Source organism: Aeoliella fuhlenseeensis (genome assembly GCF_052161615.1).
Taxonomy (GTDB): domain Bacteria; phylum Planctomycetota; class Planctomycetia; order Pirellulales; family Lacipirellulaceae; genus Aeoliella.
The window spans coordinates 5,064,065-5,079,165 of sequence record NZ_CP197417.1; the positions used below are offsets into that span (position 1 = coordinate 5,064,065).

At 61.7% G+C, this 15,101-nt stretch carries 15 protein-coding genes; 9 read left to right on the top strand and 6 right to left on the bottom strand.

Features of this window, described 5'->3' with window-relative positions; all coding sequences use genetic code 11:
* Positions 1–191: 191 nt before the first annotated feature.
* A complete protein-coding gene (locus tag SH292x_RS19815; RefSeq protein ID WP_442482757.1) occupies positions 192–1,322 on the top strand; it encodes a hypothetical protein in 1,131 nt (376 codons plus the stop codon).
* A gap of 11 nt (positions 1,323–1,333) precedes the next feature.
* Here the strand turns inward: SH292x_RS19815 and SH292x_RS19820 are convergent, their stop codons facing one another.
* From SH292x_RS19820 to SH292x_RS19830, 3 genes are all read right to left on the bottom strand, one after another.
* Positions 1,334–2,983 carry an FAD-dependent oxidoreductase gene (locus SH292x_RS19820; RefSeq protein ID WP_442482758.1) on the bottom strand — a complete coding sequence of 550 codons (1,650 nt, stop codon included), beginning with the start codon at positions 2,981–2,983 and terminating at the stop codon, positions 1,334–1,336.
* Positions 2,984–3,015: 32 nt separating this feature from the next.
* Positions 3,016–3,558 (bottom strand): rhodanese-like domain-containing protein, encoded by a 543-nt coding sequence (locus SH292x_RS19825; RefSeq protein ID WP_442482759.1) that lies wholly within the window; start codon positions 3,556–3,558, stop codon positions 3,016–3,018.
* A gap of 89 nt (positions 3,559–3,647) precedes the next feature.
* Positions 3,648–3,959, bottom strand: a complete 312-nt coding sequence (locus tag SH292x_RS19830) for an ArsR/SmtB family transcription factor (protein ID WP_442482760.1) — start codon at positions 3,957–3,959, stop codon at positions 3,648–3,650.
* A 172-nt stretch (positions 3,960–4,131) separates the two neighbouring features.
* Here SH292x_RS19830 and SH292x_RS19835 point away from each other — a divergent pair, with 172 nt between their 5' ends.
* From SH292x_RS19835 to SH292x_RS19870, 8 genes are all read left to right on the top strand, one after another.
* Entirely contained in the window at positions 4,132–5,169 is a 1,038-nt protein-coding gene (locus tag SH292x_RS19835) for an ROK family protein (RefSeq protein ID WP_442482761.1), read from the top strand.
* Between the two features lie 305 nt (positions 5,170–5,474).
* Positions 5,475–5,996 (top strand): RNA polymerase sigma factor, encoded by a 522-nt coding sequence (locus SH292x_RS19840; protein WP_442482762.1) that lies wholly within the window; start codon positions 5,475–5,477, stop codon positions 5,994–5,996.
* Entirely contained in the window at positions 5,993–6,601 is a 609-nt protein-coding gene (locus tag SH292x_RS19845) for a hypothetical protein (RefSeq protein ID WP_442482763.1), read from the top strand. Before SH292x_RS19840 ends, SH292x_RS19845 begins: the two co-directional genes overlap by 4 nt.
* Positions 6,598–8,121, top strand: a complete 1,524-nt coding sequence (locus tag SH292x_RS19850) for a hypothetical protein (RefSeq protein ID WP_442482764.1) — start codon at positions 6,598–6,600, stop codon at positions 8,119–8,121. The genes SH292x_RS19845 and SH292x_RS19850 overlap by 4 nt, the downstream gene beginning before the upstream one ends.
* Before the next feature lie 168 nt (positions 8,122–8,289).
* A complete protein-coding gene (locus tag SH292x_RS19855; protein ID WP_442482765.1) occupies positions 8,290–9,966 on the top strand; it encodes a DUF1559 family PulG-like putative transporter in 1,677 nt (558 codons plus the stop codon).
* 154 nt (positions 9,967–10,120) lie between these two features.
* Positions 10,121–11,053 carry a M48 family metalloprotease gene (locus tag SH292x_RS19860; protein WP_442482766.1) on the top strand — a complete coding sequence of 311 codons (933 nt, stop codon included), beginning with the start codon at positions 10,121–10,123 and terminating at the stop codon, positions 11,051–11,053.
* Positions 11,050–11,562, top strand: a complete 513-nt coding sequence (locus SH292x_RS19865) for a putative molybdenum carrier protein (protein ID WP_442482767.1) — start codon at positions 11,050–11,052, stop codon at positions 11,560–11,562. The genes SH292x_RS19860 and SH292x_RS19865 overlap by 4 nt, the downstream gene beginning before the upstream one ends.
* A gap of 84 nt (positions 11,563–11,646) precedes the next feature.
* Positions 11,647–12,573, top strand: coding sequence for an NAD(P)-dependent oxidoreductase (locus SH292x_RS19870; RefSeq protein ID WP_442482768.1), 927 nt, complete (start codon positions 11,647–11,649; stop codon positions 12,571–12,573).
* Position 12,574: 1 nt separating this feature from the next.
* Here SH292x_RS19870 and SH292x_RS19875 read toward each other — a convergent pair whose 3' ends face one another.
* The 3 genes from SH292x_RS19875 to ribA all read right to left on the bottom strand — a co-directional run bounded on the left by SH292x_RS19875 (position 12,575) and on the right by ribA (position 15,002).
* Positions 12,575–13,018, bottom strand: a complete 444-nt coding sequence (locus SH292x_RS19875; RefSeq protein ID WP_442482769.1) for a hypothetical protein — start codon at positions 13,016–13,018, stop codon at positions 12,575–12,577.
* A 115-nt stretch (positions 13,019–13,133) separates the two neighbouring features.
* Positions 13,134–13,472: a hypothetical protein gene (locus SH292x_RS19880; protein WP_442482770.1), complete on the bottom strand. Its 339-nt coding sequence runs from the start codon at positions 13,470–13,472 to the stop codon at positions 13,134–13,136.
* A gap of 321 nt (positions 13,473–13,793) precedes the next feature.
* Entirely contained in the window at positions 13,794–15,002 is a 1,209-nt protein-coding gene (gene ribA / locus SH292x_RS19885; RefSeq protein WP_442482771.1) for a GTP cyclohydrolase II, read from the bottom strand.
* Positions 15,003–15,101: the final 99 nt, after the last annotated feature.

Sequence of the window (15,101 nt, forward strand, 5' to 3'; positions counted from 1 at the left end):
CCCCGTGCAATCAACAAAGCCTGCGGCCGAAAGTCACCACGTGTGGCGAAAAAGCCTCATTGGTGTCGCACCGGGCGGTACAACCGGGCTTCGCCACCCAGGGGGCCATCGCGTGGGGCGAGCCTCGGGTGTTATCTTGCGTTCGGCGCTGTTCCCACCCCCCCGTACATTCCTGGCTGTGCAGAACCTCGATGAACTCCGAAACGCTCGCCCAGATTCAAGCCATCCACGCCGCACCCGTTGAATTCGTGTTCGCCATGACCGGTGGCGGGGCGTCGGCTCTAGGATCCTTACTGTCGGTGCCAGGGGGTTCACGGACGGTGCTCGACGCGCACGTACCCTATAGCCCGCAGGCGCTTACCGAGTGGCTTGGTGCCGAGCCCGAGCAAGCTTGCGGCGAGCGGACGGCCCGGGCGATGGCGATGGCGGCCTACATGCGTGCCCGCCGGCTGAGCTCTACCAAGTCGCGAGTCGCGGGTGTGGCGGTCACGGCGTCGCTCGCCACGGATCGACCGAAGAAGGGAGCCCACCGCGTCCAGGTCGCTTTCCAAACGGCGACCAGCACGTGCGCGCTATCGCTTGAGCTGACTAAAGGAGCGCGAACCCGCGCTGAGGAAGAAGCCCTCGCTGCCGAGTTGGTTCTTTATGCCACCGCCGAGGCCGCGGGACTGGAACCCCACTTCACGATGATGCTGGGCGAAGACGAGAAAGTGGTTCGCCGGCGCGTGGAGGCCCTGCCGACATGGCAAACCCTGCTCACTGGCAAGAAATCGCGGGTGGAAATGAACTGCCGTGGGGCGACGGACGCAATCGCCCTGTTTCCCGGTGCGTTCAATCCACTCCACGCAGGTCACGTCGAGATGGCTGCGATTGCCGAACAGCTGCTCGATTGCGATTTGATCTTCGAGCTGTCGATCACGAACGTCGATAAGCCGCCGCTCGACTTCGTGGAAATCGAATCGCGCGTATTGCAGTTCGAAAGCAAGCCGCTGGTACTCACCCGCGCGCCAACGTTTGTCGAGAAGGCGAAAATGTTCCCCAACACGCCCTTCGTCGTGGGGGCCGACACCATCTCGCGCATCGGTGAGGCCAAGTACTACGGCGGAAGCATTCGTGCCCGCGATGCCGCCATCGACGAGCTTGCCGAATTGGGAGCTTCGTTCCTGGTGTTCGGTCGCGAGATGAACGGCGAGTACCAGACGCTCGAGACCTTAGGCCTGCCGCGAGAGCTATTGGCGATCTCGACTTCGGTCGCCGAGTCGACGTTCCGCAACGACGTGTCGAGCACCCAGCTTCGCTACCGCGAGTGGGAACTTGGTTAGGGAGATTTTCGCTAGGCCGGTTTGGCGGCGGCGACTTGCTCGTAGGTGATGTAGCCCCCACTCAGATTGTGAACATCGTAGCCTGCGAGCTTCAGGATGCGAGTGGCCATGTACCCCCGCTGTCCGACTTTGCAGTAAGCGACCACCGGCTTGTCGCGAGGTATTTCATCCATGCGATCGCGGAGTTCGTCGAGCGGGATATTAACCCCCAGGGCCACCGCGCCCGCCGCGAATTCCTCGGGCGTGCGAACGTCGAGCAGCACGGCGTCGTCGAGCTTGCCCGCGATGAGGTCGGACGCGTGCACCACTGGATGATCGCCGCGAACCACCCCAGCGGCGATAAAGCCGGCCATGTTGATCGGGTCCTTCGCCGAGCCGTACTGCGGGGCGTAAGCGAGTTCGACCTCTTCAAGATCCTCGACGGTCATCCCCGCCTGAATCGCCATCGCCAGCACATCGGTCCGCTTGTCGATGCCATCGCGTCCTACGACTTGGCCACCAAGTAGCTTTCCACTCACCGGATCGAATACGATCTTCATCGCCATCGGCGTCGCACCGGGATAGTAGCCGGCGTGGTCGGCTGGGTGCAGGTAAACCTTCTCGTACGCGATGCCAAGTCGCTGGCACGCCTTCTCGCTCAGTCCCGTCATCGCGGCTCCGTGATCCCACAGCCCGACGATCGCAGTGCCTTGCGTGCCTCGATAGCTCGACTCGCGCCCGAAGATATGATCGGCAGCGATACGTCCCTGGCGGTTCGCGGGCCCCGCGAGCGGTATCTGCACCGGCTTGCCGGAGACGACATCGGTAACTTCAATCGCATCGCCAACGGCGTAGATGTCGGTGTCGCTTGTTTGCTGATGGCAATTCACTTGAATGCCACCTCGCTCGGCGACGTTCAGTCCGGCATCGACGGCCAGCGTGTTCTCGGGCCGCACACCAATAGCCAGCACCACAAAGTCGGCTTGCAAGGTGTGACCACTCGCGAGCACCACTTCAAGACCACCCTCCGTCGCACGAAACTCCTTCGCCTGGTCGCCCAGATGCATCTTTACGCCGCGTTCGCGAAGCAGTCGCTCCAGCGGTACTACCATTTCAGCGTCCCACGGTGGCAGAATCTGTTGATTGAGTTCAACAAGCGAAGTCTCGAGCCCGCGGTGCACCAGGTTCTCCGCCATCTCGATTCCAATGAACCCCGCACCGATGATCACCGCGCGAGTGGCATCGCGAGTCACTTCGGCTAGGCGGTCGGCATCCTCGAGCGTGCGAAGCGTGTAGGTGCGGGGAAGGTCGGCACCAGGAATCGGCGGGCGGAACGGCGCTGCGCCTGGCGAGAGAATTAGTTTGTCGTAGCTCTCGGTGTAGACTTCGCCCGAATCGAGGCGGCGAATGGTGACTTGCTTCGCAGCTCGATCAATCAGCTCGACCGACTCGCGCACGCGGACATCAAGCTGATAGCGCTGCCGAAGCCGTTCGACGGGACTAACGAGCAGCTTGTCGCGCGAGGCGATGGTGCCGCCGATGTAGTAAGGCATGCCGCAGTTGGCGAACGACGGGTAGCTACCCCGTTCGACCAGGATGATTTCCGCCTCTTCCGATAGCCTTCGCGACCGGGTGGCAGCACTCGCTCCACCAGCCACGCCGCCCACGATCACGATCTTCATGTTGGTCCTCCCCAGAACACAAGCCTGTATACCTAATTCCGCACGCAGCCACCACCGCCCGTGCGTACCTGATTCCAAGGCATTCGCGCCAGCAGCATTCCCATGCCGCAGGTGTCCGTTAGCCCAGCGAACACCAGTCCCGCCCCGACGAAAGCCGCGAGGCCAAAAAACGCCGGATGAACAAACCCCAGCCCCACGCCCAAGACCACCAGCGTTCCGGCAGCGATCCGGACCTGACGCTCGAGCGACATTGTTTGCTTGCCGTAGACCATCGGCAGGCCCGCTTGTTCGCAAGCCGAGGTCCCCCCTTCGACGTTCACCACATTACTCATACCGGCCGCGGCGAGTTGGTCACACGCTTTTCCGCCCCGCGATCCCTTTTGGCAGATGACGTACAGGGGTTCGCCCTCCTGGGGCTTCGGCACCGACGTCGGCGATACCTGCTCGAGCGGCACATTCACTGCGCCGCGAACATGGCCGCTTTGGAACTCGGCAGGCGTACGAACGTCGACCAATGTGCCGTTGCCGCTCGCGAGCACGTGCCCGAGGTCGATAGGTCGAATGGTGGCTGACATGTTCTGGCCCTCCAATAAGTGGATATGTCGATACACAACGACATATTAGGTGAAATAAAAGTCGGAACCACCACCGCTCGGCAATGCAACTACTTGGTTCCGAATCGCGCCTCGATGCACTCCATGATCGACGCCAAATGGGGCTCGCCGATGCGATAGTATCGCCGGCGGCCATCTTTCTCGCTTTCAAGCAGTCCGCAGCGCTGCATCAGCCTCAAATGCTCCGAAGCCATATGACTTGGCAGTTCGCACGCCTCGGCAAGTTCGCCCACGGTGAAGTCGCCTTGCAGCAGCATCTGCACCATTCGCAGACGATGCGGGTGCGCGAGGGTCTTTAGGCACTCGGCTGCTTGGCCGAGGGCCTCGAGATTCGTCATTCGCATGCGTTTGGTGGTTGCCATAGGGTCCTCACCCTTAAATATATCGGAATGTTCCGACATGTCAATCCAACAATCATGGAGGGCACTCTCGTTTCTCTTCCCGCGGCACCTAATTGCCCCGCAGGCGGGCGGCTGACTATATTGGCGGGCATGTCCCGCCCACTCCATGCACTCTCGCGTCCTCCTGCTGCCCATGACTACCCCGGACAAGCTGCTGTCGATCGATCAGGCCAAGTTGCCGCTGTTTGCGGGTTTTGACGTAGGCGGGACCAACATCAAGATTGGCCTAGTGGACGACGCCGGCTACCCCGTGGCGTTTACCAAGATCGAGACCCAGCAGGAGGATGGCCCCGAAGCGGCGGCCCGCCGGTCGGCCGAGGCGCTGAAAGGCCTCCTCGCCGAACTGGGTGTGCAAGGCAAAAAGGTGGTGGCTCGCGCCGGTTTGGCGACTCCCGGCCCCATGGACCTGCCCGCTGGCAAGCTGCTGGGTCCGGGCAATTTGCCCGCCTGGCACAACTCGCCCATTCGCGACCTTTACGCCAAGGCCTCGGGCCTCCCCGTCACGTTCGCCAACGACGCCAACGCGGCCGCCTTCGGCGAATTCTGGAGCGGCGCGGGGGCCGACTTCCGCGACATGACCCTCGTCACACTCGGCACGGGCGTGGGGGGTGGCATTATCATCGATGGCCGGCTGCTCGTAGGTGCCCATGGTGCGGGTGGCGAAATTGGCCACATCGTCATCGACCGCCGCGACGACGCCCCCCTCAACTCGCTGAACCTTCGTGGCACGCTCGAGGGTTACTGCGGTGCGTACGGCGTCCTGAACCGAACTCGCGAAGCGCTCGCCGCAACCACGATCAACTCGACACTCCGCGAACTGTCGGACGACGACCTAACGCCGCTCGCCATTGCCCAAGCGGCCGAGGCGGGCGACTCGCTGGCGATGGGCATCGTGCTCGAAACCGCCAAGCTGCTTTCGATCGGTCTCGCCACGATCATCCACACCGTCGACCCCGAGAGCGTCGTCATCGGCGGGGCGATGACCTTCGGCGGATCGGGCCATCCGCTCGGCGAGCGTTTCCTGGCCGAAATCCGCAGCCAAACGCGGGCCCGTATCTTCGAGAACCTCCGCGACGAAATCAGCATCGACTTCGCCCGACTTGGTGGCGATGCCGGCTACATCGGCGCGGCGGGCCTGGCGCGGGAAGAATACCTGCTCGCCGGACGGTAAACTCCTAGCTGGCGGATTGCTGCGATTTTCCGATTCTTGTGTCTCTTCGTGCCTTCTCGTGGCCATTTTCGTGTGATTGGTCCGGCGAGATAACCACGAAAAGTCACGAGAATGCACGAAGAGTTAGAGCACCCAGCAATTCGCTACCGCTTCATTGCTGACAATTCGTAGGCGAGTTTGCTTCCGTTCCATCGATCTTTTCCGCTTCTCTTCATCTCCATTTTCTTTTTTTCCAAGTTCGCCTGGGATGGCTGCCGGGCGAGCGGTGACTCGTATGTAGTTCCACCCAACACCGGGAGCCGCGGATGCAGCCCTCAGCCGACGAGCCATCTGGCAACGGGCCTACGCGCGGGCGGTGGCTGGGGGAACTCATCGACCGTCACGGGGCGTCGCTCGCGCTTTACGCAGCGCAGTGGACCACCGCGGCGGACGACTGCGTGCAGGAAGCACTCGTGGCCCTGGCGGCCCAGCACCCGATGCCCGATCACCCCGTGGCGTGGCTTTACGCCGTGGTTCGCCGGCGGGCGATGAACCAAGCGCGAAGCGATCGCCGCCGCCACGCGAACGAACAACAAGCCTGGCAGCACCGACTCCACTCGCGAACTAGCACCAATGAGTCGCGCGAGTTGCTCGATGCCGTCGCCCAACTGCCCGACGACTTACGCGAGCTCGTTGTACTAAAAACTTGGGGCGGACTGACTTTTGACGAGGCGGCCGAAGTGCTTGGCACCAGCGCCAGCACCTTGCACCGCCGCTACCACGAAGCCCTCGACCGGCTGCGACAAGTGTGGGAGATACCATGCACGAAAATGACGAAGTCCGAATGACGAACGACCAAATCGAAAAGGCGCTCGCCAAGTTTGCGCCCGCGCCGATGGCGATCGACCGTGATGAGCTTATGTACCGAGCCGGCTTCAACGCCGCTCGCGACTACGATATCTCAAAGACTGCCACGCCACAGCACGCACTCCGCATCTGGCAGTCCACCACCGCCCTCGCCACGGCCGCGAGCATTGCGATGGCCTTCGCGTTGTGGCAACAGCCTTCGCCGCAGCAGTTGCCACAGATGGTCGCTGCGCCCGTTACCGAGCCCGAGCAACTCGTCGACAGCGAGCCAGCATCGTCGACCGTCTCGCCAGTTCTCGCCAATGAGTCCTCCCGTCCGCCACGCATCGACCCGTTGTTGCTCGCCGATCCGACGAACAACTACTTTGCCTTGCGTGCGACCATCTTAGAGCGAGGAGTCGACGCATGGCCGGGGGAGCATCGCACTTATTCTGAACTTCCAAGCGACTCGGGGACTCGGCGTCCGCCAACCGTTCGGCGGTTGATGGAAGAGATGCTTCCTGCCCCAACCCCCACAAAGTCTCGCGACATCGAAACAGAGAACCCTAACGAAGCTTCTAATCGCAATCAGGAATCGGTCGTATGAACAACGCATCATTTCATCCGAGGACACGTAGATCGTCGGCTATTCACTTTCTCTCCATCTCCATCGCTTGCGTGACGTTTGCCATTTTCCCGTCGTTCGCACGCAGTGAGGCGGTGCGGGAAGAAGGCGCCACGCAGGGCGATAGCGAGATTATCCGCATGACGGTCACTCCGGCGGACGAACCGACGCCGGCGTTCAAGTACCGGCTTACCTATCGGCTTCATGAACTGCAGCCGGGGAATTCGGTGGCGCATTACATGCGCTCGTTCCCCGAAGGAGGTGTCGAACGCACGTGGCAACGGGTGCGCGAAAAGCATGGTGAAGCCATGGATGAATGGTACGCAGGTGGAACTCCACTGAGCAAGCTTCCGCTCGAAGACTTCAAAGACGCTGCCACCAGCTTCGATCGTCTTATCGATCACATGAAGATGGCGGTGCTATCGCGAGAAACCGACTGGGGTGTCGACTTCGAAGGCCTCAGGGGCCCCGAAATCATCTCGTTCCTGCTCCCCGAGATTCAGTCGATGCGTGAGATCGAACGGGCCATGTCGCTTCAGACCCGGCTCGCCATTCTCGAAGGGCGGTACGACGACGCCATCGACATGCTGCGGATGAGCTATCGACTCGGTCGCGACGTGGGGCAGCAGCCCATTCTCGTCAGCAACCTGGTCGGCATCGCGATTTGCAACATCACCAATAGCGACGTCGTCGACCTGATCGCCGCGCCGGACTCGCCGAACATGTACTGGGCGCTAACCGAACTGCCGCGTCCTCAAGTCTCCCTCCGCGATTCGTTGCGGTTGGAACTAGCCATTGGCCCGCGGATGTTTGAGTTCCTCGACAACCCCGAGGGCAAGAAACTGTCGCACGACGAGTGGAACGCCCTGTGGAAGCGGAGCGCTCGGCTGACGCAAATGGTCCATGGAACCAATTTCGAAGACGACTCGTTGGCTGCCGACTTTCAGCCGCTGGCGTTCGGTCTTCTCGGGTACGCTCATGCTCGCGATCGACTCTACGCATGGGATTACTCGACCGACGAGATCGATGCGATGGCCGTGGGGCAAGTGCTGAGCATCTACTCGGCACGGGCTTACCAAACGTTTGCGGACGAATGGGAGAAGGTGGGTTACTTCGACTACCAGACAGGAAAGAAGCTGTATCGCAACATGCAGGAATTGGAAGACGACCTAGGAATCTTTGGCAGCAGTCCTGATCGCGAACTCATTCCGATCGCCAGCGCTCTGTTGCCCGCGGTTCAAGCGGCGCAGAGTGCCGTGTTCCGCTCCGAACGCGACCTCGACGCCCTGCGTGTGATCGAAGCCCTGCGAATGCACGCCGCGCAGAACGACGGTAAGTGGCCGAAGACGCTCGACGAAATTACCTGCGTCCCCGTGCCGCGGAACGTCGCGACGGGCGAGCACTTCGAGTACCGACTCGATGGCGACACGGCGATCCTCGTGCTTCCCATGTCCGATGGCTTTCATCAAGCGAAGCAGTACGAACTGACGCTCGCCAAATAATTACAGAGCCGCGACCTCTGGTCGCGCCGAGATCTGGCCCGCGAATCACGCAAATATTCGCGGATGGAAGCTCCGAATATTCACCCTGACCATGCTTGGTCCGGGCTCTTCGGAGGGTCTGCTTTAACATTCAATTGGAACTTAAGAAAACGATATCAGGGGAATACGATGAAACGGCTCCGATACTTTCTCGTGGCGAATCTCACGGCTTGCCTTCTCGCCGGGGTTTCCTCCGCCCTCGCCGACTCGCCCGCCCAAACCCGCGTCGCCGCGGTCATCGACCAGTATACGAGCGACGACACGCTCGGTGTGGCGGTCGTGGAACTCGATGGACGTTGGATTGCCGGCGTGCAGGAGCTGGCGGGCAAGATTGGCGGCGAGGACTCCGCCGAGCTAGTCAATCACCCAGGCTTCGCGCTGTCGCGCGGCATGATCGAGAGTTTCCGCGCCGCGGGGGCTCGCGAGTTGGTCGTCGTATTTAGCATCAACGTCTTCTCGCCCGACACGATGCCGGTGCTCGCGATTACGGTGGAAAAGCCCGAGCAGGCGAAAGCCGTGGCGGAGCTTGCCCGCAGCCTTCAGCAGATGTCGGGAGGCACACTACCTCTGCAAATCGCGAGTATCGATGGGCACGTGCTCGTTGGTCATAACAACTCGGTTAATCGACTCCGCGACTTGAAACCAACCGAAGGCACACGACTCGCGATGGCCGGCGAGTTGCTCTCGTGGCCCGAACGCCAAGGCGAACCGATGGCAGCGCTGCTATTCGCACCGGGCGACTCGTTTCGCCGCGTGGTGCGAGCGCTCTGGCCGGAGCTCCCCGCGCCGTTCGAATCGCTCACCGGCGCGCTGATCGCCGACGACCTTGAGCAACTGGTGGTATTGGTGCGGTGCCCACCGGAGTGGCAACTAAAGATCGGCCTCAAGTCCAACAGCGATCGAGCCGCCGAGACTTGGGGAAAGCTGGTCGAGAATGGCTGGACGGAGGCGATGAAAACTCTCGTCGACCAAAAGGCGGATCCCGCCGTTGTGAGAATCGTGGAGGCCGCGGCCGAAGTGCTCACCCCAACGCGCGAAGGAACGACGCTGACGATCCATGTCGACTCGGGCGCCGATAAGGTTGAAAAGCTCGTGAGTTCGATTGTTATTCCCGCCATTGAGTCAGCGCGGGAGGGTGCTCGGCGAAATATGCGGCTCAATAACCTCAAGCAGCTGGCGTTGGCCATGCAAAATTTTCACGACACTCAGAAGCAACTTCCAGCCTCGGCGGCCATTGTCGACAAGGAGGGCAAGCCGCTTTTGTCGTGGCGGGTGGCAATTCTTCCCTTTCTAGAGCAACAAGCACTTTTCAACGAGTTTCACCTCGACGAACCGTGGGACAGTCCCCACAACTTGAAGCTCGCCAGGACCATACCGGCACCTTTCGTCAATCCGTCGTACCCCAAGCTCGCGAGTGAAGGGAAGACGAACTACCTGCTACCCGTGCATCCAGGCAGTATATTTCCACCTGCGACCGGCAAGCCAGTGGAGAAGCCATCGCAGTTCTTAGGACGAGAATTTTATTTGGCTACTGGAACCGCGTACAAGTCGATCACGGATGGGACAGTAAATACGTTGATGATCGTAGAGGCCCCGCGGGAACTTGCGGTGCCGTGGACCAAGCCGTCGGACTGGGAAGTTGACTTGGCCACTGCTTTTGAGTTGCTGCGGCGCGGCGAGAGCAAACAGGTCGCGGTAGTGTTTTGTGACGGATCAGCTCAGATCTTGGTTCTAGACGACGAGATGGAGAAGAATCTTCCCAAACTTCTCACACCTGATGGAGGGGAGATCATCGGACTGGATTAACACATAGATTGCGGACCGCATGGCGATCCGGCTAGGGACTTGTTAGAGCGATTCGTCCGAACTGCGAACCCTTTTGCCGCCACGGCCACGCCGTGCTAGACTAACGCGACATTCGCACACCGGTGCGGAGCTTGTCACGGTCGAGGGCACGCAGATGGGTTTTCCGTTTCCAAGTCGCGGTGGGGGTTCGTATCGAAGCTCGAGCGGCCGCAGTCCCTTTGGCACCGGCGGGCGTTCATCAGGCGGCGGCATGGGTGGCCTGAAGATGCGGCTATTAATCGCCGCGGGCATCGCGATCTTCGCGCTCATCTCCTACTACGGCAATCCTGGCGATCGCAACGAGATCACCGGGGCGAAAGAACGGGTGGCGATGAACGACCCGGCCCAGGAAGTAGCGATGGGCCTGCAAGCCGTCCCGGAGATGGCCCAACAGTTCGGCGGCTTCGTCAAAAACGGTCCCGACGCCGCTCGTGTGCAGGACGTCGGAGCGCAACTGCTAGCGGCATTGCAACGTTACATCGATGAGAAGAAACGGGAGACGGGTGAGGACTACGTGAATCCCTACTCGTTCGACTTTCATTTGCTTCGCGATCCCCAAACGGTCAACGCCTTCGCACTACCGGGCGGGCAAGTCTTCATCACCAAGGCGCTACTCGATCGCTTGACGACCGATGGCGAGCTCGCCGGCGTGTTGGGGCACGAAGTGGGGCACGTGATCGAGCGTCACGGCAACAAGCGGATGGCTCAGCAGCAACTTTTTGGTGGTCTGGCTGCCGCGGGTGGCGTGGCGGGTGGCGACGCCAACAGTGCCCGCATGGCCCAGGCCGCCGCGCAGATGGTCCAGATGAAGTACGGCCGCGACGACGAGTTGGAGTCGGACAAGTGGGGCGTTCGCCTGACGTATCTCGCTGGCTACGATCCGCGGTCGATGATCGGCGTGATGAAGGTGCTCGACGAAGCGAGCCCCGGCGGCGGACCTCCCGAGATGCTCAGCACCCATCCCAAGCCGGCCAATCGCGTGCAGTACATTCAGCAGGTGATCGAGGAGGAATTCCCCAACGGCGTCCCCAGTGGACTTCGCAAGTGAGCGGTGCGGAGACGCCACTTTCGACAGTGACCATCGTGTCCGGTGGCCAGACGGGGGCCGACCGCGCTGCGCTCGACTTCGCCATCGAGCATGCCATGCCCCACGGCGGTTGGTGCCCGCGAGGTCGTCGCGCCGAGGACGGCGCGATTGACGATCGCTACAACCTCCGCGAAACCTCGTCCGGCAGCTATCACATCCGCACCCGGCAGAACATCGAGGACTCCGACGCCACGGTCGTCATCACCATCGCCCGCGAAGTCACCGGCGGCACTGCGCTGACCCTTCGATTGGCCGAAGAGCTCGACAAACCCCTGCTGCATCTTGCCCGCAACGCGCACACGCGCCCCGGCATCGCGAGCGCCATTCGCAAAGACGCCGAGGCGCTCAACCAGTTCCTCACCGAACACGGCGTCGGCACCCTCAACATCGCCGGCCCGCGAGCTTCGACCGAGCCCAAGATCGCGAGCTACGTCTGGAGCGTGCTGGCCGCGGCGATGACGGTGGAGTAGACAATCGCGGCTCCATGACTTCCACTTAGAAGCCGTATCGCCACCGCCAGAATCGACCGAATACCTCTATCGCACTCGCCACTGATGAACATCTCCCCCGAAACGACTCGCATTGGCTGGATTGGCACCGGCGTCATGGGCACCAGCATGTGTGGGCACCTGATGGCGGGTAGCTACCAATGCACGGTGTTTAATCGCACGAAGGGCAAAGCCGATGGACTGGTCGCACGCGGGGCGATTTGGGCTGACTCGCCCCGCGAGGTCGCGGAGGCGTCGGACGTGGTGTTCACGATCGTGGGCATGCCCTCGGACGTGCGGCACGTGCTGCTGGATCACGAGCGTGGAGCGCTCGCTGGCAGCAAACAGGGCGCTGTGCTAGTGGACATGACGACCAGCGAACCCTCGCTCGCGGTGGAGATCGCGGGGCGAGCCGCAGAGCGTGGTGTCACGAGCATCGACGCCCCCGTTTCGGGTGGCGATGTCGGCGCGAAGAACGCCGCGCTCTCGATCATGATCGGCGGCGATGCCAACGTGGTGGCGGCGCTCGAACCGCTCTGGTCACTCATGGGCAAGACGTACGTCCATCAGGGTCCCGCCGGTGCCGGGCAGCACACCAAGATGGTCAATCAAACGCTCGTCGCCGGGGGTATGATCAGCGTGTGCGAGGCGCTGCTCTACGCCTACAAGGCGGGGCTCGATCTGGAAACCGCCCTCAAATCGGTGTCGTCGGGTGCCGCGGGAAGCTGGGCACTTTCGAACCTAGGACCGCGAGTCATCGCCGGCAACTTCGACCCAGGTTTCTACGTCGAACACTTTCTCAAAGATTTGCGAATCGTGCTCGACGAGTCGCGGCGGATGGGGATCGCGCTCCCGGGCGTGGCACTGGTGGAGCAGCTGTACCGCGCCACCGCCGCCCAAGGGCACGCGAAGAACGGCACGCAGGCCCTGATGCTGGCGCTCGCCGAGATCTCGGGCATCGACTGGCAGAACCGCCCCCGGGTCGAGGCGTAGCTCAGCCGTGGGGGTCGAGCGATGCCCAGCGACGGAAGTCGGTTTCGCTGAGCGTCACTCCTTCCATCACGAGCTGATACGCCACCTCGTCGGCCCCACAAGCCGCCACCAGCCGCGTGAGTATCTCTTCAGGGCACGTGCCGTGAAGTTCCACGCGGTGCATACGATCTTCGTACTCGAACAGGTGCCCATCGATCTGCCACCGCTCACCCTCACTCTCACCTCCGGCGACGAGAAAGTAGCCATCCGGCTCGATGTCCATGCGAGGAATCTGCTGGAGTCTTTCTTGGAGTTCCTCAAACGTCAGCGGAAGCGGACGATCGAACAACGGCGGCGACCCATCCGGCCCCACGAGCGCCGTGAACTCCTCGCCGCGAAGCACGACGGTCGGCCCCGCGGCGAGCTTCGTCGGCGTGGCGAAGAGGTTGGTGTGGAAGTGGAGCATGGAAAAGTTCAATGTCAGGAGGCCCAGTGAGCCGGGGCGTCCCCGACCCCGGACTTTTTTGAGAATGGCAAAGGTTCACCCACTTCAAACTTTCCGGGGTCGGGGACGACCCGGCTCACTGGGCCCTCGAATGTTGTTGTTGCAAGATGTAGTTATACACGTTCGCGAGGTATCGCTCGCCTTTCACCACGCGGTTCGAGCCTTCTTCCGCCCACCAGCTTGCTCCTTTGTCGAGCTGCCAGTGTTTGCTTAATTCCTGCCCAAGCCACCGCTTTAGTAAACGCCGGACCTTCTCGCCATGGATGTCGCTATCGACATCGCAGAGGACATGAACATGATCAATCTCCGCCGCGGCGATGCGATACGCCCAACCTCCCCGTTCACAAATTTCTGGAAGTTGTTGCTCGACGACGAGGCGCTGCTCGTCCGTAAAGCGAACTGATTCGTTCGTCATCAAGTTGGACACCAATTGGTATCGCTCGGAATCTGGCTCTATGAAAGCTTCACCGTATTGATTGTGTGATCGGTCTACTGTCGGAGCAATTCCGCCATGCAGCCTGGTCCCGTACGTGCCCCAGGTGATGTGCCACGTGGTGCGAGAGGGATCGAGGTTGATTTCCCGTGACAGCATGGAAGGGCTACGCATGACAGGCGGCAGAGTCTCCGGGGGCGGGGACGCCCCGGCTCACACGGACATTGGGAGGCCCAGTGAGCCGGGTCGTCCCCGACCCCGGACATGATCTAACTGATGACACTGCCCTTGTGGTTCCGCGATTCACTGCGGCAATTGATGCCCCATCTTGTCCCGTTTCGTCGCCAGGTACTTCTCGTTGTGCTCGTGGATCGGCGGGACGATTGGAATCTGATCGACCACTTCGAGGTCGAAGCCGCCGTAGATGAAGGCGTCGGTTTTCTTGGGGTTGTTTGTCAGCAGGCGAACCTTGCGAAGGCCCAGGTCCTTGAGCAACTGGATGCCGACGCCGTAGTCGCGGGGGTCGGCTTTGAATCCGAGGGCCACGTTCGCTTCGACGGTGTCCATTCCCTCGTCCTGCAGGGCGTAGGCTTTGATCTTCTCGACCAAGCCAATGCCGCGGCCTTCCTGGGGCAAGTACACCAGAACGCCACAGCCTTCGTTGCTGATCATGTCGAGCGCCATGTGTAGTTGGTCGCCGCAGTCGCAGCGGAGCGACTCCAAAAGGTCGCCCGTAAAACACGACGAGTGCAAACGCACCAGCGGTGCGTCGGCCGACTTGATGTCGCCCATCACAAACACCACCGGCTCCTGGGTCTCGTACTCGACGCCATAAGCGATGATCCGCCCCGTGCCGTAGCGCGTTGGCAGGTCGGCTTCGGCTTTGCGGTACACCAGCTTCTCGCGGACGCGGCGGTAGGCGATCAGGTCTTCGATCGAAATGATCGGCAGCCCGTGCAGCTTGGCGAGCGCACGGAGTTCTTCGCGGTTCGCGCGGTCGCCCGACTCGTTGAGGATTTCACACAGCACGCCCGCCGGCGTGAGCCCCGCCATTCGCGCGAGGTCCACAGCGGCCTCGGTGTGGCCGGCGCGACGTAGCACACCCCCTTCCTTGGCCACCAGCGGTGCCAGGTGTCCCGGGCGGACGAAATCAGTCGGCACGCTCTTGGGGTCGCAGATCGCCAGGATGGTGGTCGCTCGCTCCGAAGCCGTGATGCCGGTACGGCTGCTGCGATGATCGACCGGGATGGTGTAGGCGGTGCCGAGTGGCGCGGTGTTGTCTTCGACGATTGGCGGCAGTTCGAGTCGCTGGCTCACTTCGGGCAGGATCGGCATGCAGAGTTGCCCCCGACCGTGGGTGATCATGAAGTTCACGATTGCCGGCGTGACCTTCTCGGCGGCGCAGATGAAGTCCCCTTCGTTCTCGCGGTCCTCGTCGTCCACCACCACAATCACTTCGCCCCGGCCAATGGCCTGGACCGCCTCGTCGATGCTTGCAAACTGGCTAGACACGTCTGGATTTCGCTGGAGTATATTCGGGGATCAGGTACGAATGGTTAGCTAGCCGCTTGCAGCTTGGCCGCGACGGCGCTCTACTGATGATAGGCCGGC